20 protein-coding genes are annotated in these 22,195 nt (G+C 71.4%); 12 read left to right on the forward strand and 8 right to left on the reverse strand.

Annotation, left to right across the window (positions count from 1 at the left end; all coding sequences use genetic code 11):
• The first annotated feature begins 21 nt into the window (after positions 1 to 21).
• Together OIE67_RS32660 and OIE67_RS32665 are read left to right on the forward strand one after the other, a co-directional pair.
• A complete protein-coding gene (locus tag OIE67_RS32660) occupies positions 22 to 1,413 on the forward strand; it encodes an SLC13 family permease (RefSeq protein WP_326627687.1) in 1,392 nt (463 codons plus the stop codon).
• A gap of 189 nt (positions 1,414 to 1,602) precedes the next feature.
• Positions 1,603 to 1,914, forward strand: coding sequence for an EthD family reductase (locus OIE67_RS32665; RefSeq protein WP_326627690.1), 312 nt, complete (start codon positions 1,603 to 1,605; stop codon positions 1,912 to 1,914).
• Between the two features lie 67 nt (positions 1,915 to 1,981).
• Here OIE67_RS32665 and OIE67_RS32670 read toward each other — a convergent pair whose 3' ends face one another.
• Positions 1,982 to 2,962, reverse strand: a complete 981-nt coding sequence (locus OIE67_RS32670; RefSeq protein WP_326627692.1) for a hypothetical protein — start codon at positions 2,960 to 2,962, stop codon at positions 1,982 to 1,984.
• A gap of 311 nt (positions 2,963 to 3,273) precedes the next feature.
• Here OIE67_RS32670 and OIE67_RS32675 point away from each other — a divergent pair, with 311 nt between their 5' ends.
• Positions 3,274 to 4,524 carry an NBR1-Ig-like domain-containing protein gene (locus tag OIE67_RS32675; protein ID WP_326627694.1) on the forward strand — a complete coding sequence of 417 codons (1,251 nt, stop codon included), beginning with the start codon at positions 3,274 to 3,276 and terminating at the stop codon, positions 4,522 to 4,524.
• A 39-nt stretch (positions 4,525 to 4,563) separates the two neighbouring features.
• Here the strand turns inward: OIE67_RS32675 and OIE67_RS32680 are convergent, their stop codons facing one another.
• Entirely contained in the window at positions 4,564 to 5,169 is a 606-nt protein-coding gene (locus OIE67_RS32680; RefSeq protein WP_326627696.1) for a TetR/AcrR family transcriptional regulator, read from the reverse strand.
• Positions 5,170 to 5,290: 121 nt separating this feature from the next.
• On the opposite strand from OIE67_RS32680, the gene OIE67_RS32685 reads away from it, so the two are divergent.
• The gene (locus OIE67_RS32685; RefSeq protein WP_326627698.1) at positions 5,291 to 6,022 is read left to right on the forward strand and encodes an SDR family NAD(P)-dependent oxidoreductase; all 732 of its coding nucleotides are present in this window, start codon (positions 5,291 to 5,293) and stop codon (positions 6,020 to 6,022) included.
• 169 nt (positions 6,023 to 6,191) lie between these two features.
• Here OIE67_RS32685 and OIE67_RS32690 read toward each other — a convergent pair whose 3' ends face one another.
• Positions 6,192 to 7,082, reverse strand: coding sequence for a hypothetical protein (locus OIE67_RS32690; RefSeq protein WP_326627700.1), 891 nt, complete (start codon positions 7,080 to 7,082; stop codon positions 6,192 to 6,194).
• 140 nt (positions 7,083 to 7,222) lie between these two features.
• Here OIE67_RS32690 and OIE67_RS32695 point away from each other — a divergent pair, with 140 nt between their 5' ends.
• Positions 7,223 to 7,738 carry a SigE family RNA polymerase sigma factor gene (locus OIE67_RS32695; RefSeq protein WP_106245859.1) on the forward strand — a complete coding sequence of 172 codons (516 nt, stop codon included), beginning with the start codon at positions 7,223 to 7,225 and terminating at the stop codon, positions 7,736 to 7,738.
• Positions 7,725 to 8,462, forward strand: coding sequence for a hypothetical protein (locus tag OIE67_RS32700; protein WP_326627704.1), 738 nt, complete (start codon positions 7,725 to 7,727; stop codon positions 8,460 to 8,462). Before OIE67_RS32695 ends, OIE67_RS32700 begins: the two co-directional genes overlap by 14 nt.
• 140 nt (positions 8,463 to 8,602) lie before the next feature.
• On the opposite strand, the gene OIE67_RS32705 is transcribed toward OIE67_RS32700, so the two are convergent.
• A complete protein-coding gene (locus tag OIE67_RS32705) occupies positions 8,603 to 10,468 on the reverse strand; it encodes an ABC transporter ATP-binding protein (protein ID WP_326627705.1) in 1,866 nt (621 codons plus the stop codon).
• A 241-nt stretch (positions 10,469 to 10,709) separates the two neighbouring features.
• Here OIE67_RS32705 and OIE67_RS32710 point away from each other — a divergent pair, with 241 nt between their 5' ends.
• On the forward strand, positions 10,710 to 11,231 hold the full coding sequence (locus OIE67_RS32710) for a snapalysin family zinc-dependent metalloprotease (protein ID WP_326627707.1): 522 nt from the start codon (positions 10,710 to 10,712) through the stop codon (positions 11,229 to 11,231).
• Between the two features lies 1 nt (position 11,232).
• Here OIE67_RS32710 and OIE67_RS32715 read toward each other — a convergent pair whose 3' ends face one another.
• Positions 11,233 to 13,062: a glycoside hydrolase family 3 protein gene (locus OIE67_RS32715; protein WP_326627709.1), complete on the reverse strand. Its 1,830-nt coding sequence runs from the start codon at positions 13,060 to 13,062 to the stop codon at positions 11,233 to 11,235.
• A gap of 289 nt (positions 13,063 to 13,351) precedes the next feature.
• Between OIE67_RS32715 and OIE67_RS32720 the strand changes: the two genes are divergently transcribed.
• The 5 genes from OIE67_RS32720 to OIE67_RS32740 all read left to right on the forward strand — a co-directional run bounded on the left by OIE67_RS32720 (position 13,352) and on the right by OIE67_RS32740 (position 17,517).
• A complete protein-coding gene (locus OIE67_RS32720) occupies positions 13,352 to 13,513 on the forward strand; it encodes a hypothetical protein (protein ID WP_181307105.1) in 162 nt (53 codons plus the stop codon).
• A 70-nt stretch (positions 13,514 to 13,583) separates the two neighbouring features.
• Positions 13,584 to 14,963: a glycosyltransferase family 2 protein gene (locus OIE67_RS32725; RefSeq protein WP_326627716.1), complete on the forward strand. Its 1,380-nt coding sequence runs from the start codon at positions 13,584 to 13,586 to the stop codon at positions 14,961 to 14,963.
• Positions 14,964 to 15,035: 72 nt separating this feature from the next.
• The gene (locus OIE67_RS32730; RefSeq protein WP_326627717.1) at positions 15,036 to 15,449 is read left to right on the forward strand and encodes a peptidase inhibitor family I36 protein; all 414 of its coding nucleotides are present in this window, start codon (positions 15,036 to 15,038) and stop codon (positions 15,447 to 15,449) included.
• Between the two features lie 144 nt (positions 15,450 to 15,593).
• A complete protein-coding gene (locus OIE67_RS32735; RefSeq protein ID WP_326627719.1) occupies positions 15,594 to 16,622 on the forward strand; it encodes a saccharopine dehydrogenase NADP-binding domain-containing protein in 1,029 nt (342 codons plus the stop codon).
• A gap of 55 nt (positions 16,623 to 16,677) precedes the next feature.
• The gene (locus OIE67_RS32740) at positions 16,678 to 17,517 is read left to right on the forward strand and encodes an NAD(P)H-binding protein (protein ID WP_326627722.1); all 840 of its coding nucleotides are present in this window, start codon (positions 16,678 to 16,680) and stop codon (positions 17,515 to 17,517) included.
• 57 nt (positions 17,518 to 17,574) lie between these two features.
• On the opposite strand, the gene OIE67_RS32745 is transcribed toward OIE67_RS32740, so the two are convergent.
• Genes OIE67_RS32745 through OIE67_RS32755 form a run of 3 tightly spaced genes read right to left on the reverse strand, consistent with a single transcriptional unit; the run spans position 17,575 to position 22,195 of the window.
• Positions 17,575 to 19,290 carry an ABC transporter family substrate-binding protein gene (locus OIE67_RS32745; RefSeq protein WP_326627724.1) on the reverse strand — a complete coding sequence of 572 codons (1,716 nt, stop codon included), beginning with the start codon at positions 19,288 to 19,290 and terminating at the stop codon, positions 17,575 to 17,577.
• A complete protein-coding gene (locus OIE67_RS32750; protein WP_326627727.1) occupies positions 19,287 to 21,359 on the reverse strand; it encodes an ABC transporter ATP-binding protein in 2,073 nt (690 codons plus the stop codon). The genes OIE67_RS32745 and OIE67_RS32750 overlap by 4 nt, the downstream gene beginning before the upstream one ends.
• Positions 21,356 to 22,195 carry an ABC transporter permease gene (locus tag OIE67_RS32755; RefSeq protein WP_326627728.1) on the reverse strand — a complete coding sequence of 280 codons (840 nt, stop codon included), beginning with the start codon at positions 22,193 to 22,195 and terminating at the stop codon, positions 21,356 to 21,358. Before OIE67_RS32755 ends, OIE67_RS32750 begins: the two co-directional genes overlap by 4 nt.

The raw sequence follows: 22,195 nt of genomic DNA on the forward strand, positions 1-22,195 counted from the left end.
CGGGGGAGATCGGAGTACGCAGTGTCCGCAGAGCTCCTGTCCATTCTCGCCCTCATCGTCATGTTCGTCGTGGCCACCCTCTTCCCCGTGAACCTGGGAGCGCTGGCCCTCGTCGGCGCCTTCCTGGTCGGCACGCTGGCCGCCGGCATGGAGACCGACCAGATCCTCGACGCCTTCCCCGGCAGCCTCTTCGTGATCCTCGTCGGGGTGACGCTCCTGTTCGCCATCGCCACCAACAACGGCACCGTGGACTGGCTCGTCCGGGCCGCGGTGCATCTCGTACGGGGGCGGCTGGCGGCCATCCCGCCCGTCGTCTTCGTCATCTCCGCGCTGCTCACGGCCGTGGGGGCGCCGGCGCCCGCGGTGGCGGCGATCCTGGCGCCGATCGCGTTCGGGTTCGCGGCCGAGTACCGGATCCACGCGATGCTGATCGGGCTGATGGTCGCGCACGGGACGCAGGCGGGGGCGTTCTCGCCGATCAGCGTGCTCGGCGGGATCGTGAACGGCGTCACCGCCGACGCGAACCTGCCCGGGAACAACCTGGTGCTGTTCCTCGCCAGCTTCGCCTTCAACGCCGCCGCCGCGGTGGTCGTCTTCTTCGTCTTCGGCGGGCGGGAACTGCTGCGGCGCGGCACCTTGGAGTCCCTGCCCGGCGCCCCCGCCCCGTCCGGGGCTATTTCGTCCGGTGCTGTTTCGTCCGGGGCCGCTTCGTCCGTGGCCGGCCCGGACGGCGATGAGACGTCCGGCGCCTCCGGCGGTGGCGGGGTGACCACCGCGACGACCCGGGACACCACGACCGGCGGCGGGCTGCGGCTCACCCCGCACCAGGCGCTCACGCTGACCGGCATCGTCGCGCTCTGCGTGGCCGTGCTGGTGTTCAAGCTGGACGTCGGCCTGACCGCCGTCACCGTCGCCGTCGTCCTCTCTCTCACCTCCCCCAAGACGAACAAGGGCGCCGTCGAGCGGGTGGCCTGGCCGACCGTGCTGCTGATCTGCGGCGTCGTCACGTACGTGGGCGTGCTCCAGGAGATCGGCACCGTGGACTACGTCGGCTCGGCGGTGGCCGCGATCGGCATCCCGCTGCTGGTCGCGCTGCTCATCTGCTACGTCGGCGGCGTCGTGTCGGCGTTCGCCTCGACCGTGGGCATCCTCGGCGCGCTGGTGCCGCTGGCCGTGCCGCTGCTGTCGCAGGGCAGCCTGGGTCCGATCGCGATGATCGCGGCGCTGTCGGTGTCGTCCGCGATCGTGGACGTCAGCCCGTTCTCGACGACGGGGGCGCTGCTGGTGGCCAACGTCAGGGGCATGGCGCGGGACGACTTCTACCGCAAACTCCTCGCCTACGGCGCCGTGATCGTCCTGGTCGGCCCGCTGGCCGCCTGGGCCGTCCTGGTCGCGCCCGGCTGGCTGGGCTGACCCCGAGCCGGCCCCGTGTCCGGCCCCGGCCGCCGCCGTCCGCCCCTGGCCGGGCCTCGCCGTCCAGCCCGTCGGGGGCGACGGCGGGCCCGGCCAGGCCGTCAGTAGAGGTGGGAGCGGAGCCGGGCCTATCGCGCGGGCTCCGGGGGAGGTTTCATCGTAGGCACAACCCGACCGTGGAGGCAGACCGTGGCATTTCAGCTCATCGTTCTCTACAACCACCCCGAGAGCGCCGAGGCCTTCGACAAGCACTACGACGAGACGCACGCGCCGCTGGCGGCCCGGCTGCCGGGGCTGCGCTCGTACACCGTCACACGTCCCGCCGCGGCAGGGGGCCGGCCGCCCGCCTACCATCTGGTCGCGGTGCTGACCTTCGACGACGAGGCGGCGTTCGGCGCGGCCATGTCCGGCGAGGAAGGCAAGGCGGCCGTGGCCGACCTGGCGAACTTCGCCGGGGCGGGCACCACGATGCTCACCGGGCCCGCCGGCGTGGTGGTCTGACCGCCACTCCGGCCACCACTCCGACCATCACGCCGATCGCCACCGGAAGGCCGGCGATCTCGCGATCTCAGTTGATCGAAGGGGCGGGCACCGGCACCCGCCCCTGGTAGGGGTCGACGCGGCTGAGCGCGCCGCGGGCGATCGCCTTCACGTCGGAGTCCGTGAACTCATCCGTCAGCGGAATGGCCAGCGCCACGAACAGCTCCCGCGTCTCCGCCACCGTGGGCTGGGCGCTGAGCTGCGGCGCCCGGCCCAGCTCCAGCAGCCGGGTCTGGTCGAGGCTGGTCTCCAGCTCGACGTTCCACGGGTGGTAGTGGGCGCTGTCACGCGGGATCGCCAGCCCGGGGAACTCGGGGCCGCGCTGGGTGATCACGAGGTGGGTCGAGGTGAGGTCGCAGCGGAACAGGGAGAAGGTGTCGGAGAGCCCGATCTTCAGGTCCAGCAGCCGGCCGTTGCGCTGCTGGTACCAGCATGCCGCCAGGATGGTGGCATAGACGTCCTTCCGCGTGTCGAGCGCCGTCCATCCCTTCTCCTCGGCGCCGTCGGACGACAGGCTGCGGTGCAGTTGCGTGTACGCCGCGCACAACGCCTCGTTCGTCGGGTCGAGCAGTTCGAGCAGGAAGCGCATCCGCCTCCGCGTGTGGATCGCGCGCTCCACGCATTCCGGCAGGGTGACCGCCCGGATGTAGGTGCCGGTGCCGCCCTTGAACAGCCACAGATCGCTGTCCTTGCGCGCCTCGGCCAGTAAGCGGGTGATGGCCGCCCCGTTCAGCGACTTGACGGAGTCGCCGCTGGACAGCAACGTCCACATCCCGTCGGTGGCCCGCGACATGGCGGTGATCTGCTCGGCGACCCTGGCCTGCCGGTTCCTGTCCCTGATCCACACGTACGCGAGCAGCGCCAGGACCGGCAGGATCAGCTTGTCGGACTGCCCGTCCTCGAACACCTCCAGCAGATCGAGGATGCTGACGGCGGCGGCCACGAGCAGCACGATGCCGAGGTCCAGGTTGGACATTGCGTTGCGGAGCCGTGTCGTCACCGTCGTCATAGCTTGTCGTTTAACCGGCCGGACGCTTCCCGTCAAGCGTTCATCACCGTCCGGCACCATCCGCCGCCCCGTTCGCCCAACAATGAGGCGACTTGCGCCGAAACGGCCGCCATCCGCGTCGTTTCCGCCGTCCCAGGGCCGCCGCACCGCCGTCACGGGGCCGTCACCTGGCCGCCTCGGGGCCGCCTCGGGGCCGCCTTGGGGCCGTCTTGGGCCGCCGCACACTCTGACCCGGCGTTTGGTAGCCTCCCTTGCTCTTGGTGTGATGCGATGGAAGCCGTAGCGGGGCGGTCGATCGAAGCAGGGGTGTGATGACGGAGTCGCCCGAATCACGGGACGACAGCACGGGAACCCGGCGCGGGCGCAGGCCCATCCGGCCGGATCCCGGGTCCGGCCCCGTCGCGCTGTTCGCCCACCGCCTCTGGGAGCTCAAGGAGCGGGCGGGCGACCCGTCCTTCGCCGACATGGCCTCCCGCCTCGGGGCGGCGGCCTCGAAGTCGTCGCTGGCGGCGGCGGCCCGGGGCAGCGCGCTGCCGAGCTGGGAGACCACCTGGGAGTTCGTCCGGGTCCTGGCCGTCGACCGGCTGGGCGGAGACCCGGAGGAGGTCCGGCGCGAGTGGCGCACCCACTGGGAACGCGCCGCCAACCTCGGCTACAGCGACGGCGGTCCGACCGGGCCGGCCGAGGGCACCGCGCCCGACCGTCCCGTCCACCGTGAAGGCGCCGCGCCAGGCGCGCCGGCCGACTCCGGGACGCCGCCACCGTCCACCGGCTCGCCCGCCCAGTCCGGGCCGTTGCCACCGTCCACCGATACGCCCGCCCAGTCCGGGCCGCCGGCGTCGACCGGCGAGCCCTCGCGGGAGCACGCGCCTTCGGCCGAGCACCGGCCTTCGTCCACGGGCCAGGACTCCTCGTCCGCGGAACGACGATCTCCATCCGCCGATCACCGGCGCACCTCCACGGACGGCCGCCCGCGGTCCACCGACGGCGAGCTCCCGCCCGCAGACCCTCCGCCCGGGTCCGGCCCGTCCACCGATCATCAGCCCGCCCCGGCCGCCGCCTCCCCCGGTCGTCCCGCGTCGGGCAAGCGGCTGACCGTGCTGGCGGCCGTCACCGGCGTGGTGGGGGTGGCGGCGATTCTCATCGGCTGGGTGCTGCCGCTCATCACCGGCGACGCCAAGACCGGGCCGAGCACCCCACCCAGCACGTCCCCGTCCCTCGTGCCGTTCGACGACTCGAAGTTCGAGAAGGACGTGACCTACCCCGACGGCACCGTCGTCGAGTCGGGCGAGTCCTTCGACAAGACCTGGCGCATCCGCAACACGGGCAACATCCCGTGGCACGGGCGCTATCTGACCCGGATGAACGACACGCCATGCAAGGCGCCCAAGCGGGTCGGGATCGGGCCGGTCGCGCCGGGCGACTCGGTCGACATCACCGTGCGCGTGCGCGCCGCCGGCTCCCCCGGCCGCTGCAAGATCTACTGGAAGATGACCGACGAGGACGGCACCCCGCTGCTCGCGGGCAAGCGGCCGATCTTCCTCGACGTCACCGTGGCCTGACCCCCCGCATCCCCTGGCCATGGCGGCCGCAGGCGCCGGTCAGGGCCAGCTCGGCGCCGGTCGGGGCAGGGGGTTGGCGCCCTCGGGGCGCAACCCGTCGAAGATGATGGCGAGGTAGCGCCGCCACAGGTCCGGCTCCGGGTTCGCCAGGAAGCCGATCGCGTGCACCGGTGCGCAGATGAGCAGCAGGACGTCGGTCCCGGTGATGTCGGCCCGGACGGCGCCCGCGTCGCGGGCCCGGTCGACCAGCGATCCGATGCTCGCGTGGAACGCGTTCCGAAGTTCGGTCACCTCGGAGTCGCCCTCGGCGACCGTCTGCAGGAACGCCAGGTCGTGTTGCCGCTGCCCGCCCGCGGCCACGGTGAGGAACTCCAGCAGCGCCGCCCCGGGATCGGCCGAGTCGAGCAGTTTGCGGGCGACGGCGGTGAGCGCGGCGAAGTGGTCGCCGACGATCGCGGCGATCAACTCCTCCTTCGTGGCGAAGTGGGCGAAGACGGTGCCCTTCGCCACACCCGCCCGGCGGGCGATGTCGGCCATCGAGGCGTCGATGCCCCGCTCGGCGAACTCGTCCGCCGCCGCGGCCAGAAGGAGCTCGCGGTTGCGTGCCGCGTCCGCGCGCAGGGGGCGGCGATCAGGACTGGTCACAGGCGGGAGTCTAGCAAGTTGACCGAGAGGTCATGTTGCGGATAGGTTCGCGGAGTCAACTTGACCCAGCGGTCATTTTACGATCGCCGGGTCAGCAGGTCGGATCTCAGGAGAGTCACCGATGGAACTGCACGGCGCCACCGCGCTCGTCACCGGCACGAACCGCGGCATCGGCCACCACTTCGCCGTCGAACTGCTGCGGCGCGGGGCGAAGGTCTACGCCACCGCCCGCCGTCCCGAACTCGTGGACGTGCCCGGCGCCGAGGTGCTGCGCCTGGACATCACCGACCAGGAGTCCGTCGAGGCGGCCGCCGCCGTCGCCACCGACGTCGACCTCCTCATCAACAACGCCGCGTTCACCGCCGGCGGGAACCTGGTGACCGGAGACCTCGACGCCATCCGGCTGACGATGGACTCGAACTACTACGGCACCCTCGCGATGATCCGGGCGTTCGCTCCCGTGCTGGCCCGCAACGGCGGCGGCGCCATCCTCAACGTCCTGTCGGCCGTGGCCTGGACCACCGTCGACGGCAACACCGCCTACGCCGCCGCCAAGTCCGCGCAGTGGGGCCTGACCAACGGTGTCCGGGTGGAACTGGCCGGCCAGGGAACGCATGTCGCCGCCCTCGTCCCCGGGCTCATCGCCACGGAGACGTTGCGGGACTTCGCCGCGAACGCCGGCGTCGAATTCCGCGAAGGCACGCTGCTGGACCCGGCCGACCTCGTCCGGCTCGCCCTGGACGGGCTGGAGGCGGGGGAGATCGAGATCCTCGACCGGATCGGCGCCGACGCGAAGGCGACCCTCACCGGCCCGCCACGCGCCTTCAACCTGGAAGCCGCCGCGGCCGCCTGACACGCCCTGCGTGACGCGGCCCTGCCTGCCGCGCCCTGCCTGCCGCGCCCTGCCTGCCGCGCCCTGCGTGACACCCCCTGCCTGACGCGCCCGCCAAACGCGCCCGCCGCGCCCAAGCCGTCCCGCCCGCCGCTTGGACCAGCCGACGCGTCAGGACAGGGCCGACGTGTCAGGACAGGGCCGGCGCGGCGGGCGGCGCGTCGGTCCAGCCGACCTCGACCATCGTCTTCCGGTACGACCACTCCGCGGACGCCCTGCCGCCGGACGTGCCCAGCTGGTCCACGGCCAGCAGCACCATCCTGCCGGTGTCGACGATCATCCGCACCCTGGTCGACGGCGCCCCCTTCGCTTTACCGCCCGGCCTGTCGATCACGAGGGCGGCGCCGGATCTGCCCAGTTCGTCCTTGGCCTCGCCGTCGACGCGGGCACCCGGCAGGGACAGCAGAGCCTGGTAGGCCGCGGCACGGACCTGCTTCGGCGCGGGGATGTCGTGCAGGAGCAGCGGCAGGGTCTCCTCGACCCAGGCGGCCAGATCCATCTCCCTGCCGACCTGGCCCGCCTTCATGAGCCACGCCTTCAGCTGGGCCGGGTCGGCGGGCAGGCGCTGGACCTCGTCGTAGGTCAGCCGCTGCCCCGCGAACTCGAACTGGTCATGACCCTTCAACGCGGGGCTCACCGAGCCTCGGCCGGGCTTGGTGGACAACTTCACCGTCTTGCCGTCGAGCGATTCGCTCCACGTGGAGGGGGAGCCGTCGCGCCGCCACGCCTTCCTGTCCGCCGCGGTCTTCGGCAGCGTCCCCAGTCTCTGACCTCCGTACCAGGCCCTGCCGTCGGGGGCGTTCCACCGTACGCCGACGAACCGCTCGACCAGCGAATAGGGGTGCGCTCTGGTGCCGAATCGCCCAGGATGGGGTTCCGTCATCAGCGTTCTGGTGTGCCAGTAGGCCCCCTCAGGAGGCGTGGCCGCGACGGCCGCCGGCGTGCCGAGGACGGCGGCGCCCGCGGCCAGGGCGACACCCAGGATGATCAGCCGCCGGGCCGGCGTGGTCGTGGACGTCATCGGTTCGCTCCATCGATTCGAAGTCACAACCATGCACACAGCTGGGCCGTACGAACGGTTGCCCGCGAAATGTTCGCACGATCGGGCAACCGTCACGAGGGACGAGGTGTGTCAGAAGGCGTGAGATCGGACGGAGAACCGTGAGTGACCTGGAACATGACTTCGGCGCTTTCGTGGCCGCACGTGCCACGAGCTTGTTGCGGGTCGCCTACCTCGCCTGTGGTGACGCGACGGAGGCCGAGGATCTGCTGCAGACGGCGCTGGAGCGCACCTACCGCAAATGGGATCGGGTGGCCCGCTACGACAATCCGGATGCCTACGTGCGGCGCGTCATCGTCAACGCCGCCATCAACCGCGCCCGCCGCCGGGCGATCCTGACCATCATCCCCATGCACAGCCCGCCGGAGACGGCGGTCCGGGCGGGTGACCCGGACCTGTTCCAGGTGCTCATGGGCGCGCTGCGCGCGCTGCCGCCCCGGCAGCGTGCGGTGATCGTCCTGCGCTATTGGGAGGACCTCACCGAGACGCAGACCGCCGAGGTGCTCGGATGCTCGGTCGGAACGGTCAAGAGTCAGGCGTCGAAGGCCATGGCCAAGCTCCGTTCGGCGCTCGGCCGGGAAACACTGGAAGGAGCGATCACCGATGCCCACGCTTGAGGAGGAGATCCGCCGGCTCATGACGGAGGGGACGGCGGGACTGCACGCCGCGCCCGACCTGATGGGCCGGGTGGTGCGCTCCACCAGGGAGAGGAGACGCAGGATCAGGATCGCGGCGGCGGCCGCGTCCGTGGCCGCGTGCGTGGTCACCACCCCCGCCGTCGCCTTCTTCACCGTCGGTACGACGCCCACGGCCGTCGAGCGCAGCACGTCCACCCCGGCGCCGGAACCGCCCGCCATCGACGACACCCCGCCCCTGCCGTCGGCCCCGCCGAGCCTCGGGGACCTGGGCGACGGGAGGGAGTTCGGGCGGATGAAGGTGGGCTACCTGCCCGACGGGCTGGAGTGGTCGGGCCGGTCGGCGGACTGGGGCGACACCTACCACGTCTCCTACGTCTACCGGGGCGACGACAAGAGCTCCTACAGGGTCATGATCACGGTGTACGAGGGGAGCGCCGTCGAGGAGGTCGAGCGGCGGATCACCGCCTACCGCGACGAAGCGGACGGCGAGGCGGTCACCGTCGGCGGCCGGAGCGGCTATCTGGTCGTGCAGCACGTCGGCGAGGACGGCATGAAGGGCACCCCCACCCTCTTCCTGCGGACGAGCGACAGCCAGTGGGCCGAGATCGGCTTCAGCCCGGTGTACGCCGAGGAGTATTCCGGCGCCGAGGCGGTCGACGCCGAGTTGCTGCGGATCGGACGAGGGCTCACCTCCACGATGTGAGCACGAGGTGCGCACGCTGTGATCATGAGACGCCGCCGCACGCGGCCACCGGCCTGAACGATGGCCGCCCCTCATGGCGGCCGGGGGGTCAGGCCGGGGGGCCAGACCCGGGGGGTCAGGCCGGGAGGTCAGGCCGGGGGTCAGCGGTAGGCGTCGGCTTGGAGGGTGTAGAGGTCGGCGTAGAGGCCGTTGAGGGTCATGAGGGTGTCGTGGTCGCCTTGTTCGGTGATGTGGCCGTGGTCGAGGACGTAGATGCGGTCGGCGTAGCGGACGCTGGCCAGGCGGTGGGTGATGAGCAGGACGGTGCGGCCGTCGGCGTGGGTGCGGATGCGTTCGAAGAGGGCGTGTTCGGCGCGGGCGTCGAGGGCTGCGGTGGGTTCGTCGCAGATGAGCAGGTCGGCGTCGCGGTGGAAGCCGCGGGCGACGGCGATGCGCTGCCATTGGCCGCCGGACAGTTCGCAGCCGTCTTTGAAGCGGCGATCGAGCAGGGTGCGGTAGCCGTGGGGGAGTTCGGCGATGACTTCGTCGGCGCCGGCGACGGTGGCGGCGGCGTGCAGAGCGGGTTCGCCGCGGTCGGTGCCCATGGTGATGTTGTAGCGGGCGGCCAGGGGCCAGCGGGTGTGGTCCTGGGCGATGACGGCGGTGCGGGTGCGCAGGTCTTCGGGGCTGACCTGGGACAGGTCGGTGTCGTCCCAGCGGACGGTGCCGGTGTCGGGTTCGTACAGGCCGGACAGGATCTTGGCCAGGGTGGTCTTGCCCGAGCCGTTCTCCCCGACGAACGCGATCACCTCACCCTGCTTGATCTCCACCGACACCCCGCGCAGCGCCGGTGACTCGGCGCCCGGATAGGTGAAAGTGACGTCGTCGGCCGTGATGCGCTCGAAGGTGTCGGGGGCAGGTAGCGGCCTGGGGCCGGTCAGGCGTCGCTCCGCGTCGGCGCAGAAGTCGAGGAAGTCGGTGAAGTAGAGGCCCTGCTCGTAGAGGCGGTTGGTGGCGTACATGAGGCTGAGCAGCGACGACTGACCTGAGCGGATGGCGAGAACCGCGGTGCCGGCCACCGCCAGCGGGATCGCGGCGACGGTCAGCAGCACACCGAGCGCGACGTAGACCAGGCCCGTGCCGAGGCCGCCGAGCGCCTCGCCGACCAGCCTGGCCGTCATCTGCCGCCGGGCCAGGCGCAGCATGACCTCCTGCTCGGCGCGGGCGACGGTGTCGTAGACCCGGAGCAGGAAGCCGCGCATGGTGAACGAGCGCACCTCGGCCGCGTTGTCGCGCTCGGCGAGCAGGCCCGCGAGGATCCACTTGCGGCGGCGGGCGGGGATCAGGGAGTACATCGTCGAGTAGCGCATCCGCGCGCTGCGCACCGCGGCCCAGGCGTCGGGCAGCACGGCCAGCAGCAGGAGCGGGAGCAGCACCGGGTGCAGCACGCCCAGCACGCCGGCCGCCGCGGCGATGCCGACGGCCGCGGTCACCACGCCGACGGCCGAGCCCACCACCGGGTCGGCCACGGACACGCCGCGGCTGCCCGCGCGTTCGAGCGCGTCGTGGAAGTCGGGGTCGTCGTAGGCGACCAGCTCCACCCGGCTGGTCAGGCTGTAGAGGCGTTCCTCGGTGTGGCGGGTGATCTGCGGGGTGAGGCGGGACTGCGCCCAGCCCGCGCCCGCCTGCGTCGCCGTGCGCAGCACCGCCGCGCCCGCCACCAGCGCCAGGCTGGGCAGAGCGGCCACGACGCGGTCGGGGGTCGGGCCCTCGCTGAACAGCGCCGTCAGCACCCCCGTCGTGGCGAGCAGGCCGAACGCGGTGAACACCCCGCCGAGCAGGTTGAGCGCGACCGTGGCCAGGGTGTCGCGCGGGCTCGCGGCCCAGGCCATCCGCAGCGCCTGGCCGACGAGCGAAGGGAGCCTGCCCGCGATGGTCAGGAAGCCGACCTCGGCCATCTTGTCGGTGTGGGCGTTCCAGCCGGTGAGAGCGATCTCGCCGAACTCGAGCGGCTCCTCGTTCTGCATGCATCGAGTCTGCACGCGGCCACCGACAGTTCCGCAAGACACGGTGCCGGGACGGTGTGGAACGAGAGTGGCACGGCCGCGGCGAGCGCCGTGACGCGGACCGCCGCCCCGCGCGGGTCCGGGGCGCCACGCAGCCGATCCGCTGCGGCCATATCACCGTGATAGGGGCAAGCTGACAGCTCTTCGGGAGGACGGAGCGCGCATACCGTTCACAGCACCCCCCACTCCCCCAGGAGGATCCGTGTCACGACCTCTCCGCCTCATGCTGAGCGCCCTGCTGACGCTGGCGTTCCTGCTGGTCACCGCGCCCGCGCAGGCCAGTGCGCTGGTGACGGTGCTCAGGTACGACGCCGGCCGGGCCGCCGAGTTCAGCGCCACCGTGGACCAGGCCGCGCAGGTGTGGAACGCCAGCGTCGCCAACGTCCGGCTGGTCAAGGGCACGCCCGCGCACTTCGTCGTGCTCGCCGACAACGGCTGGCCCAGGGCCCTGCCCACCAGCCTGGGGCGCGGCACGATCTGGATGGGCCGCCAGGCCGTCGACCAGGGCTACAACCGGGTGCGGATCGCCACCCACGAGATCGGCCACATCCTGGGCCTGCCCGACCGGCGCACCGGGCGCTGCACCGACCTGATGTCCGGCTCCAGCGCGCCCGTGAGCTGTACCAACGCCAACCCCAGCGCCGCCGAGCGGGCCGAGGTCGATCGCAACTTCGCCGGTGGGACGCCGCTGGTCGAGTTCGGCCGGGTGCACACGGACCGGTGACCTACGTGAGCCCGTACCCCTGCGCGAACAGCGGTGTCTGGCCGTCCCCCGCGTTGATCGGCTGCTGGGAGAAGGCGCGCATCCAGGTCATGGGCAGCCGGCCGGTCGGCGGGACGACCCCGAAGAGCACGTCGGCGACGCCCTGCCCCTCGGTGCCGGGCAACCAGGCGGCCACGGCGGCGTTCCAGCCGGGCAGCTCGGCGGCGATGTCGAGGGGGCGGCCGGAGACGAGCACCACGACGACGGGCACGCCCGAGGCGCGCAGGGTGGCGATGGTGCTCAGGTCCGCGGCGTCCAGGGCGAGCCCGCCGGGCCGGTCGCCCCGCGTCTCGGCGTACGGGGTCTCGCCGACGACGGCGACGGCCACCCGGTAGGAGCCGTCGATGCCGCTGCCGTCACTGCTGTAGGTGACGGTGGCGGCGGACCCGACGGTGTTCCTGATGCCCCGCAGGATCGTGGTGCCGGGGGTGACGGCGCCGGACGAGCCCTGCCAGGTGATCGTCCAGCCGCCGCTCTGGTTGCCGATGTCGTCCGCGTTCTTCCCCGCCACGAAGATCTTGCCGCCGGTCCTGGCGAGGGGCAGCACCCCGCCGGCGTTCTTCAGCACGACCTGCGACCTGGCCACCGCCTCGCGGGCCAGGGCCCGGTGCGCGGCGCTGCCCACGCTCGCCGTGTACGAGCGGTCGGTCAGGGGCCGCTCGAACAGGCCGAGCTCGAACTTCTTGGTCAGCACGCGCCGTACCGCGTCGTCCACCCGCGCCGTGCTCACCCGCCCGGCCCGCACTTCGGCGCGGAGCAGGTCGATGAACCTGCGCCATTCGACCGGCACCATCACCATGTCGACGCCGGCGTTGACGGCGGTGCGCACGTCGAGCGCGGAGGTGCCGGGGACGCCGTCGATCTGGTCGATGCCGTTCCAGTCGGAGACGACGAACCCGCCGAAGCCCAACTCCTCCTTGAGCACCGTGGTGATCAGATAGCGGTGTCCGTGCAGCTTGACGCCGTTCCATCGGCTGAAGGAGATCATCACCGAGCCGACCCCGCGCCGTACCGCGGCCTCGAACGGCGGCAGATGGACGGCCCGCAGGCCGGCCTCGGACAGCCGGGTGTCGCCCTGGTCGGCGCCGCCCGTGGTGCCGCCGTCGCCGACGTAGTGCTTGGCGGTGGCCAGCACGGAGGCGGGGCCGTCCAGCGTCTCGCCCTGCAGTCCGGTCACGATGGAGGCCATCGACGCGGGCAGGTCGGGGGTCTCGCCGAACGACTCGTACGTACGCCCCCACCGGTCGTCGCGCGCCACGCACAGGCAGGGCGCGAAGTTCCAGTCGATCCCGGTGCCGGACACCTCCTCGGCCACGGCCCGCCCGATCCGCTCGGCCAGGCCGGGGTCACGGGTGGCGCCGAGGCCGATGTTGTGCGGGAAGATCGTGGCCCCGGCCACGTTGTTGTGGCCGTGCACGGCGTCCACGCCGTAGACGAGCGGGATGCCGAGCGGCGTCGCCAGGGCGGCCTTCTGGTAGCCGTCGTACATGTCCGCCCAGCCGGCCGCCGTGTTGACCGGCGGCGCTGAGCCGCCGCCCGACAGGACCGAGCCGAGCCGGTACGCGGTGACGTCGGCGGCGCTGACCGAGGCGCGCTCACCCTGGGTCATCTGGCCGAGTTTCTCCTCCAGCGACATCCGGGACACGAGGTCGGCGACCCGGACGGGCACAGGAAGGGCGGGGTCCTGGTAGGGGAAGGCCGCCGTGGCGGTCGCCGGCGGCATGACCAGGCCGGCCGCGACGAGCGCGAGCACCGCGGCCCCGCTCCTCCATCTGCTGCTTCGATTGCTCATCGCAGGCTGCTCCGGCCGGCTCGAAGGGTTGTCGGGAGCGCCCCCACAGGCACTGTAAGCTCCAGGGCCCGAGTCTCCCGGCCCGGCCCGCCGCACCGGCCGGAGCGGTGACGGCACCAGCGGAAACGGGCCGGGAGGCGGTGAAAGTTTCACCGCCGCTTGACCGGTCCGCGCGTCCCTTCCGCGGCCCGCTGTTGCACGGGCCTTTAAGCGGCCAAGGGGTTATGTGAACCCGCCTCCGGCTAGGTCGCCAGCGTCACCTCGATCCCGCGTGGAGAAGGAGTGCCGCATGGCGTACGGATCCCTGGCCGGTTTCGGCGGCGGTGTGGCCGTGGCCGCGCTCGCGGGCGGGCACCCCTGGCTGGTCGCCGGCTGTCTGTCACTCGTGCTGGCCGGGGCCTTCGCGGTGCGCGCCGGGTTCCGGCGCGGCCGGGGCCCGATGTGCCGCTGACCCCGCGCTTCCCGGCCGCGACACAACGGACAGCACACCGAAACCGGCAGGACGACGGAACGGACTGGACATGGCCGCACCACGAAAGCTCACCGCCCGGTACGCCGGATCGGGAAAGCTCCTCGTCCTCGGCGCGCTCGCGGTCGCGGCGCTCGCCGGCTGGGGCGTCACCCGTCTGGCCACCCTGACGGGGACGGTCGGCGACCGCCCGTACGAGCTGCCGCTGGCCTGGCTCACCGCCTCGCTGCTGCTGTGGTGGCTGCCGCTGGCCTGGCTGGAGCGGCCGGTCACGGTCCCGCCGGGCGCGCGGAAGCGGATCGACGCCCTGCGGGTGACCGTGCAGATCCCCGTCTACAACGAGGATCCGGAGGCGCTGCGCGCGTGCCTGCGCTCGGTGCTGACGCAGAGCCGGCCGGTGAACCGGGTGCGGGTGGTGGACGACGGCTCGGCCCTGGCGGGCGAACCCGTCTCCTACGACGACGTACGCCGCGACTTCGAGTGCGAGGCCATGCTCCGCGGCATCGAGACGACCTGGGACCGTACCGCCAACCGGGGCAAGCGCTTCGCCCAGATGCACGTGCTTGCCGAGGACGACGGCGACGTCTTCGTCACCCTCGACAGCGACTCCGTGCTCGACCGGCACGCCGTCAGGGAGGGTCTGGCCCCGTTCGCCGATCCTCGGGTGCGCTCGGTGGCCGGGCAGGTGCTGGTGCTGAACCGCGCCGCCGGCCTGCTCGCCCGGCTGACCGGGGTGCTGTACCTGCCCTTCACCCGCGGCCTGCGCAGCGCCCAGTCGGTGCTGCGCCGGGTGACGATGAACTCGGGCGCGCTGGCCTTCTACCGGGCGGACGTCGTCCGCGCCTGCGCCGGCGCGTACGAGAGCGAGCGCTTCCGCGGGCGTCCGATGCAGATGAACGACGACTCCATGCTCACCTTCTACGCCTCGCTGTCCGGGCGCACGGTGCACCAGCCGTCGTCGATGGTGTTCACGCTGGCGCCCGAGCGTTTCGGCCACTACGCCAAGCAGCAGCTGCGCTGGATGCGCGGCACCGCCGTGCGGCACCTGTGGTGGCTGCGTTACCAGCCGCTGACCGGGCCGGTCTTCTGGACGACGGTCGCGGAGTACCTGCACCTGCTGCTCGCCCTGGCCGTACCGGTCGTGCTGGTCGCCGACCCGGCGTACCGGGGGCGGCTGGGAGAGCTGGCTCTGGCGGCGGCACAGGTCGCGGTGGCGATGAACTATCTGATGGCGCTGCGGCTGTTCACCGTGCGCCGCTCCGACGAGAGCCCGGGCGCGCGGCTGCTCGCGTTCGCGCTGGCCCCGCTGGCCTGCGGCTGGCGGTCGCTGGTGCTGCGCCCGATGTACGTCTACGCGCTGCTGACCTGCCGGCGGGTCAACCGCTGGGGCACCCGCGGCTCGGTCGAGGTGTCGCTCAGCACGGCGGCGTAAGTCAACCCCTTTCCTGACAAGATCGCGCGTTGTATGTTCGAGCCGAAAGAAAGTTTCGGCCATGGAGGCACTGTGGGCAAGAAGTTTCAGATTCTGGCGTTACCGCTGGCTGTCGCGGCCCTGACGGCCGTGGCCGGGCCGGCCCAGGCCGCCGACGGGTACGACCGCTGCCAGGAGGGCTACTACTGCATGTTCTCCGGGCTCGACGGCACCGGGGACATCATCCAGATCCAGGGCAACACGCCCGACCTGGCCGCGCTCGGCATGGCCGACCGGGGCAAGTCCGACTGGAACCGTACGGACTCCTGGATCCACCTCTACTCCGAGGCTGCCTACGGCGGCTGCACGGCGGTGACCAGCCCGCGCGGCAAGGGCAACTTCTACGTCGACTTCCGCGACTTCTGGAACTCCGTCCGCTTCGACGGCCAGAACGGCCCGTCCTGCGGGATCACCCTCAAGAGCTCGGTGCCCGACTCCCACGGCTGACCCGGCTCTCCCCGGCTGACCGGGGTCACCCGGCGGCCGGCCTCCACGGAGGCCCGGCCGCCGGTTTCGCTCACTGATTCGGATTCTCATTGACTCGATGGGAAATTGTCGAACATAGTGACGTGAAACCGAGGAGTTGTAGCCATGTCATCACCGCACATCGCCGTCTACGGCGCCACCGGCCACACCGGGCGCCTGGTGGCGGCCGACCTGCGCGCCCGGGGCCGGGACGTCATCCTGGCCGGCCGCGACGCCGGCGCTCTCAAGGCCCTGTCCGACGAGCTCGGCGGGGCGCCCGTCCACCAGGCCGCGCTCGACGACCCCGCCGCCTTACGCGAGCTGGCCGGCCGGGCGGCGGTGCTGATCCACTGCGCGGGCCCGTTCACGCACACCGGCAAACCGGTCGCCACGGCCGCCGCCGAGGCCGGCTGCCACTACGTGGACCACGCCCTGGAACAGCACCACACGAAGTGGATGTTCGACACCTTGACGGAGCCGGCGCGGGCGGCGGGCGTCACCATGGTCACGGCGATGAGCTTCTACGGCGGGCTGGGCGACCTGCTGGCCGGGGCCGTGGCCGCCGGGATGGCCGGGATCGAGCGGGTGGTGACCGCGTACGCGGTGAGCGGCTGGCGGCTGACCACGGGCGCCAGGGCGACCGCCGAGCTGCTGTTCGCCGACACCCAGCGGATCACCTTCGCCGACGGGGTCCAGCGGGTCGGCTACGTCGAGCCGCGCAACGCCGTCTTCCCGTTCCCGCCGCCGCTGGGGCCGCGCACGATGATCGCCCCCGTGCCGTTCTCCGAGGTCGTCACCGTGCCCAGGCACGTACGGACGGCGCGGGTGGAGGCGCAGCTGACGGCGGCCACGTTCGAGGAGGAGCAGGCGTTCACCAGCGAACACGTGGACGCGGCCACCCGGGCGGGCTCCGATTTCACGGTCGCCGTGCAGGTGATCACCGAGGGCGGCGGCCGGGCGGGGCAGGCGCGCGGGCGGGACCTGTGGCGCATGAGCGCCCTGACCTCGGTCGAGGCCGCCGTCCGGCTGGCCGACGGTCTGGGCCCGGATCAGCCGGGCGTGTACGCCCCGGCCGAGGCGTTCCCCGCCGAGCCGTTCCTGCGCGACCTGGAGCGACTCGGCCTGTTCACGTTGAGCCTTGAGGAGCGCCGATGAGCCCGGTCCTGCCGAGCCTCCTCCGGCCGGCCACCCCGAGCCTTGGGGAGCGGCGATGATCCTGGTCACGGGAGCGGCCGGCGGGCCGCAGGGCTCGACCGGGCGGCACGTCGTGGACCTGCTGCTGCGCCGCGGCGAGGCCGTGCGCGCCTTCGTCCACACCGACGACCACCGGGCGCGGGAGCTGCGCGAGCTCGGCGCCGAGGTGGTGGCAGGCGACCTGTGCGAGATCGCCTCGGTGCGCCCGGCCATGCGCGGGGTCAGGCGGGCGTTCTTCACCTACCCGGTGACGGCGGGCCTGCTGGAGGCCACCGGCGCGTTCGCGGCGGCGGCCAGGGAGGAGGGGGTCGAGCGCGTCGTCGAGGTCTCCCAGCTCGACGCCTCCCCCGAGGCGGGCACGCCCAGGATGCGCCGCCACTGGGTGTCGGAGCAGGTCTTCGACTGGGCCGGGGTGGGCGCGGTGCACCTCCGGGCCGCGGTGTTCTTCGAGAACCTCGCCGTCGTGGCCGCCGCGGCGGGCCGGCTGGCGCTCCCGCTCGGCTCTCCCGAGACGCTGATCCCGCTGGTCGCGGGCGAGGACGTGGCCAGGGTCGGCGCGGGGCTGCTGCTCGATCCCGCCCCCGCCGATCCGGTGTGCCTGGTGACGGGGCAGATGGCCACGGCCGGCGAGGCGGCGGACGCGCTCGGGGTGACGTACGAGGACGTGCCGCCCGAGGAGTGGGAGGCGTGGGCGGCGGACGTCTACCGCGACGAGGTCACCGTCGAGCACCTGACCCACCTGTGGGCGCTCTTCCGCTTCATCGGTGCCGGCGACCACCCGCTCTACCGCGTCACCGCGAGCATCGAGCGGCACGGCGGCCGGCCCCCGACGACGATCCAGGAGTTCGCGAAATAGACGAGGACCCCCGGCCGGAGCGGCCGGGGGTCCTCTGTGTCACTGCTGGGCAGAACGTCAGCCGGTGAAGCCGACGGCCGTCCAGTCGTAGTACTTGTAACCGCGGGCGCCCCAGTTCGCCAGCGTCTTCTTCGTCGCGAAGATCTCAGGCCGCTGGTACAGCGGGATGGTGTGCACCCGGTCCCAGATCAGCTTGTCGGCCGCGTTGGCCTTCTGGATCGCCGCGGCCGGGTCCATCTCGTCCACGGCCGCCTGGATGGCGGCGTCGATCTCGGGGTCGCTCATCTTGGGGAAGTTGCTCTCCGAGCCGGTCTTGTAGATCTGCGGCAGCGAGCCCAGCGGCAGCGGCGTGCCGATCCAGGAGAACGGCACCAGGTCGAAGTCACCCTTGATGATGAAGTCGTTGAAGAACTTGTCCACGGGGACCGGGCGGATCGTGACCTTGATCCCGGCCTCCTTGAGCATGGCCTGGGTGAGCTCACCCTCCGTCTGCGAGACGGGCGTCGCCGTCGGGATGACGAAGCTCAGCGCGAGCTCCTTGCCGTCCTTCTTGCGGTACTCGCCCTCCTGCTTCCAGCCGGCCGCGTCGAGCAGCTGCTTGGCCTTGTCCAGGTTGTACTTGCCCAGGTCGCCGGAGTTGTCGACGTAACCCTTGTGGTTGTTCATGAAGACGTGGTTGCCGAGCGTCTGCAGCGGCCACTCCATGTCCTTCAGGTCCGACTGCGTGATCACGTCACGGTTGATCGCGTACTGGACGGCCTGGCGGACTTCCTTCTCCTTGAGGAACTCGCTCTGGTTGTTCACCGTGATGTGGCGCCAGTTCGGGCTGAGCGACTTGCGGATCTCGGCGCCCGGCACCTCCTTGGCCCGCTTCAGGTCGGCCGGGGCGCCGGACTGGATCTCCGCGGCGTCCAGTTCGCCGTTGGCGAAGGCGTTCACCTCGGCGGCCGGGTCGGGGATGGCCCGGAAGATGAGCTTGTCCAGCTTGGTCTTCTGACCCCACCAGTTGTCGTCGCGCACCAGGGTGAGTGTCTTGGTGCCCTCGTCGAGGGATTCCACCTTGAAGGGACCGGCCGTGACCGGGATCTTCTGCAGGTAGTCCTTCTCGTACTTCTCCGGCGTGTCGATGTGCTCGGCCGGGAAGAGGTGGGAGGTGCCGCGGTTGAACAGGCCCTGCCACTCCGAGTACGGCTTCTTGAAGGTGATGACGGCGATGTTGTCCGAGTCACCCTTGGCAACGGACTCGATCTTGTCCCAGCCGTCCGTGGAGGCCGGCTTGAACTTCTTGTTCTCGCCGCTGTTGGCCTTCCACGCCGCCTCGAGGTCCTTCCAGGTGATCGGCGTGCCGTCCGACCACTTGGCCTTCTCGTTGAGCGTGTACGTGATGACCTGCTTGCCCGAGGACATGTCGTTCTTGACGTCGCTGACGTAGTCCTTGTTGGGGGTGAACGTGGCGTTCTCGTCCGCCATCATCAGCTGCGGCATGATCGGGTCCAGCATCGTCGCCGTATCGGCCTGGTTGCCGTCGACGTGGTTGCCGTTCCACTGCGTGGGCCACTGCCCGATCGCCAGGGTGAGCGTGCCGCCGTCCTTGACCTGCGCGTACGGGACGGAGTTGATGCTGATGATCGGGGTCTCCGTCATCTGCTGCTGAGCCTGCTTGGACTGCTCGGCGTTCGGCTGCTTGTTCTCGGTGCCGCCGCCACCGCCACAGGCCGCGACGGCCATGGCCAGGACCGCCAGCCCAGCGGCCGCACGGTAATGAACCTTCACTCTTCCTCCTGATTTTCCGAGGCCGTGATGACCTCGATCTCCTCCGCGTAATGGCAGGCGGCGCCGTGGTCCACGGCACGCGTCAGCCGGGCAACCGAGGGCTCTTCGTCCACACACCGCCGCCGCTCGGCCTCGCTCAGCCGGGCGAACTTGGGGCAGCGGGTGCGGAACCTGCAGCCCGACGGCGGGTCCGCCGGGCTGGGCAGGTCGCCTTCGAGCAGGATCCGCTTGCGGGTGCGTTCCATCTCGGGGTCGGGCAGCGGGATCGCCGACAGCAGCGCCTGCGTGTACGGGTGCGCCGGACGGTCGTAGACGTTCTCGACCGCCCCGATCTCGGCGATCCGGCCCAGGTACATGACCGCCACCCGGTCGGCGAGATGCCGTACCACCGCCAGGTCGTGCGCCACGAACAGGTAGGACAGACCCAGCCTGTTCTTCAGCTCCTCCAGCAGGTTGATCACGCCCGCCTGGATGGACACGTCGAGTGCCGAGACCGGCTCGTCCAGCACCAGCAGCTTCGGCTCCAGCGCGAGCGCGCGGGCGATGCCGATGCGCTGGCGCTGGCCGCCGGAGAACTGCTGCGGGTAGCGTTCCGCGTGCTCGGGCGCCAGCCCGACGAGCCGCAGCAGCTCGGCGACCTTGCCCCGCACGTCGTCCTTGACGCCGTGCGCGCGCAGCGGCTCGGCGATGATGTCGCCGATCGGCATGCGCGGGTCGAGCGCGGCCATCGGGTCCTGGAAGACGATCTGCAGGTCGCCGCGGAGCTCCTTGCGCGCCGCCTTGTCCAGCTCGGCGCTGTTCCTGCCGAGCACGACCACCCGGCCGCCCTGCGGCGGCTGGAGCTGCATGATCTGCTGCAGCGTGGTGGTCTTGCCGCAGCCGGACTCGCCGACCAGGGCCAGCGTCTCGCCCTGGGCGATGTCGAGGCTGATGCCGTCGACGGCGTACACCGTGCCGACGCGGCGCTTGAAGACCGCGCCCTTCATCAGCGGGTAGTGCCTGATCAGCTCGTCGAGCTCCAGCACGGTCGGCCGCTCGGCGCGCGGCACCCGGACCACGTCGTTCGGCGGGATGACCGGCACCGGGAACACGTCGGCTCCGGTCAGGTTCTTGTGCTCGATCTCGTGCGCGCGGATGCAGGCCACGTGCCGCCCGCCGCCGAAGGGCGTCAGCGGCGGCTCCTCGTCGTCGCACATGTCCACCTTCATCGGGCAGCGCGGCGCGAACGGGCAGCCGGGCGGCAGCGCCGCCGGCGACGGCGGGTTGCCGTCGATGGGCACCAGCGGCCCCTCCTCGCCGTCGACCCTGGGGATCGAGGCGAGCAGTCCCATCGTGTACGGCATCCGCGGCCGGTAGTAGATGTCCTCGACGGGCCCCTGCTCGACCGGCCGCCCCGCGTACATGACGAGCACCCGGTCGGCCATGCCGGCGATGACGCCCAGGTCGTGGGTGATCATCACGATGCCCGCGCCGGTCTCCTGCTGGGCGGTCTTGAGCACCTCCAGCACCTGGGCCTGGATGGTGACGTCGAGCGCGGTGGTCGGCTCGTCGCAGATCAGCAGGTCGGGGTCGTTGGCGATGGCCATGGCGATCATCGCGCGCTGCCGCATGCCGCCGGAGAACTCGTGCGGGAACGCCTTGGCCCGCAGGTTCGGGTTGGGGATGCCGACCAGGTCGAGCAGTTCGACGGCCCGCTTGGCGGCCTTGTCCTTGCCCATCTTCTGGTGGACCCGGACGGCCTCGGCGATCTGGTCGCCGATGGTGAACACGGGCGTGAAGGCCGACAGCGGATCCTGGAAGATCATGCTGATCGACTTGCCGCGTACCTTGACCAGGTCGTCTTCCTTCATGCCGAGCAGCTCTTGCCCGTGCAGCGTGACCGAGCCGTCCACCACGGCGTTCTTCGGCAGCAGGCCCATCACGGCCAGCGAGGTCACCGACTTGCCCGAGCCGGACTCGCCCACGATGCCGAGCACTTCGCCGCGCTCGACCTCGTAGCTGACGCCGCGCACGGCTTCGATGCCGCCGGGGAAGGTGACGGTGAGGTCCTTGACCTGCAGAATGCTCACGTGTTGCTCCCCGGGTCGAGTGCGTCGCGCAGGCCGTCGCCGATCAGGTTGACGCTGAGCACCAGGGCGACCAGCAGGCCGGCCGGGAAGGCGAACAGCCACGGATAGCCGGTGGCGTTGCCGGAGCCGGTCGCGATCAGCGTGCCCAGCGAGACGTCGGGCGGCTGGATGCCGAACCCGAAGAAGGACAGCGCGGCCTCACCGATGATCGCGCCACTGACGTTGAGCGTCGCGTCGATGATGAGCAGAGAGGACAGGTTGGGCACGATGTGCCGGAAGATGATCTTCCAGCGGGGGATGCCCATGTAGACGGCGGCCAGGACGTACTCCCGCTCGCGGAGCGAGAGCGTCATGCTGCGCACGACCCTGGAGGTGATCATCCAGGAGAACGCCGCGAGCAGCGCCACGAACCAGAGCCAGGTGCCCTCCCGCAGCCGCGGCGAGATGATCGCGATGACCAGGAAGCTCGGCAGGACCAGCAGCAGGTCCACACCCCACATGAGCACCCGGTCCACCCAGCCGCCGAAGTATCCGGCGAAGGCGCCCACGACGGCCGCCAGGCCGGTCGAGATCAGCGCGACCAGCAGGCCGATGACGATGGACTTCTGCATGCCGCGCAGCGTGACCGCGTACATGTCCTGGCCGATGGAGGTGGTGCCCCACCAGTGGTCACCGCCCGGCGGCGACAGGAAGGACAGGAAGTCCTTCTCGGTCCACTCGTACGCGCCGATGAACGGCCCGACGTAGGCCAGGCCCACGAGCAGGACCAGGGCGACGAATCCGTAACGGGCCTGGTTGTTGCGCAGCAGGCGCCTGAAGACGACTTTCGAACGCAT

It is taken from the genome of Nonomuraea fuscirosea (genome assembly GCF_035917475.1).
GTDB lineage: Bacteria > Actinomycetota > Actinomycetes > Streptosporangiales > Streptosporangiaceae > Nonomuraea > Nonomuraea fuscirosea.

What these genes read in the sequence shown, in the direction of transcription:
- OIE67_RS32735 (WP_326627719.1), top strand. Translation starts at nt 15,594, where the DNA reads ATGTCATCACCGCACATCGCCGTCTACGGCGCCACCGGCCACACCGGG.
- OIE67_RS32715 (WP_326627709.1), bottom strand. Translation starts at nt 13,062, where the DNA reads ATGAGCAATCGAAGCAGCAGATGGAGGAGCGGGGCCGCGGTGCTCGCG.
- OIE67_RS32690 (WP_326627700.1), bottom strand. Translation starts at nt 7,082, where the DNA reads ATGACGTCCACGACCACGCCGGCCCGGCGGCTGATCATCCTGGGTGTC.
- OIE67_RS32705 (WP_326627705.1), bottom strand. Translation starts at nt 10,468, where the DNA reads ATGCAGAACGAGGAGCCGCTCGAGTTCGGCGAGATCGCTCTCACCGGC.
- OIE67_RS32720 (WP_181307105.1), top strand. Translation starts at nt 13,352, where the DNA reads ATGGCGTACGGATCCCTGGCCGGTTTCGGCGGCGGTGTGGCCGTGGCC.
- OIE67_RS32700 (WP_326627704.1), top strand. Translation starts at nt 7,725, where the DNA reads ATGCCCACGCTTGAGGAGGAGATCCGCCGGCTCATGACGGAGGGGACG.
- OIE67_RS32725 (WP_326627716.1), top strand. Translation starts at nt 13,584, where the DNA reads ATGGCCGCACCACGAAAGCTCACCGCCCGGTACGCCGGATCGGGAAAG.
- OIE67_RS32675 (WP_326627694.1), top strand. Translation starts at nt 3,274, where the DNA reads ATGACGGAGTCGCCCGAATCACGGGACGACAGCACGGGAACCCGGCGC.
- OIE67_RS32740 (WP_326627722.1), top strand. Translation starts at nt 16,678, where the DNA reads ATGATCCTGGTCACGGGAGCGGCCGGCGGGCCGCAGGGCTCGACCGGG.
- OIE67_RS32670 (WP_326627692.1), bottom strand. Translation starts at nt 2,962, where the DNA reads ATGACGACGGTGACGACACGGCTCCGCAACGCAATGTCCAACCTGGAC.
- OIE67_RS32755 (WP_326627728.1), bottom strand. Translation starts at nt 22,195, where the DNA reads ATGCGTTCGAAAGTCGTCTTCAGGCGCCTGCTGCGCAACAACCAGGCC.
- OIE67_RS32685 (WP_326627698.1), top strand. Translation starts at nt 5,291, where the DNA reads ATGGAACTGCACGGCGCCACCGCGCTCGTCACCGGCACGAACCGCGGC.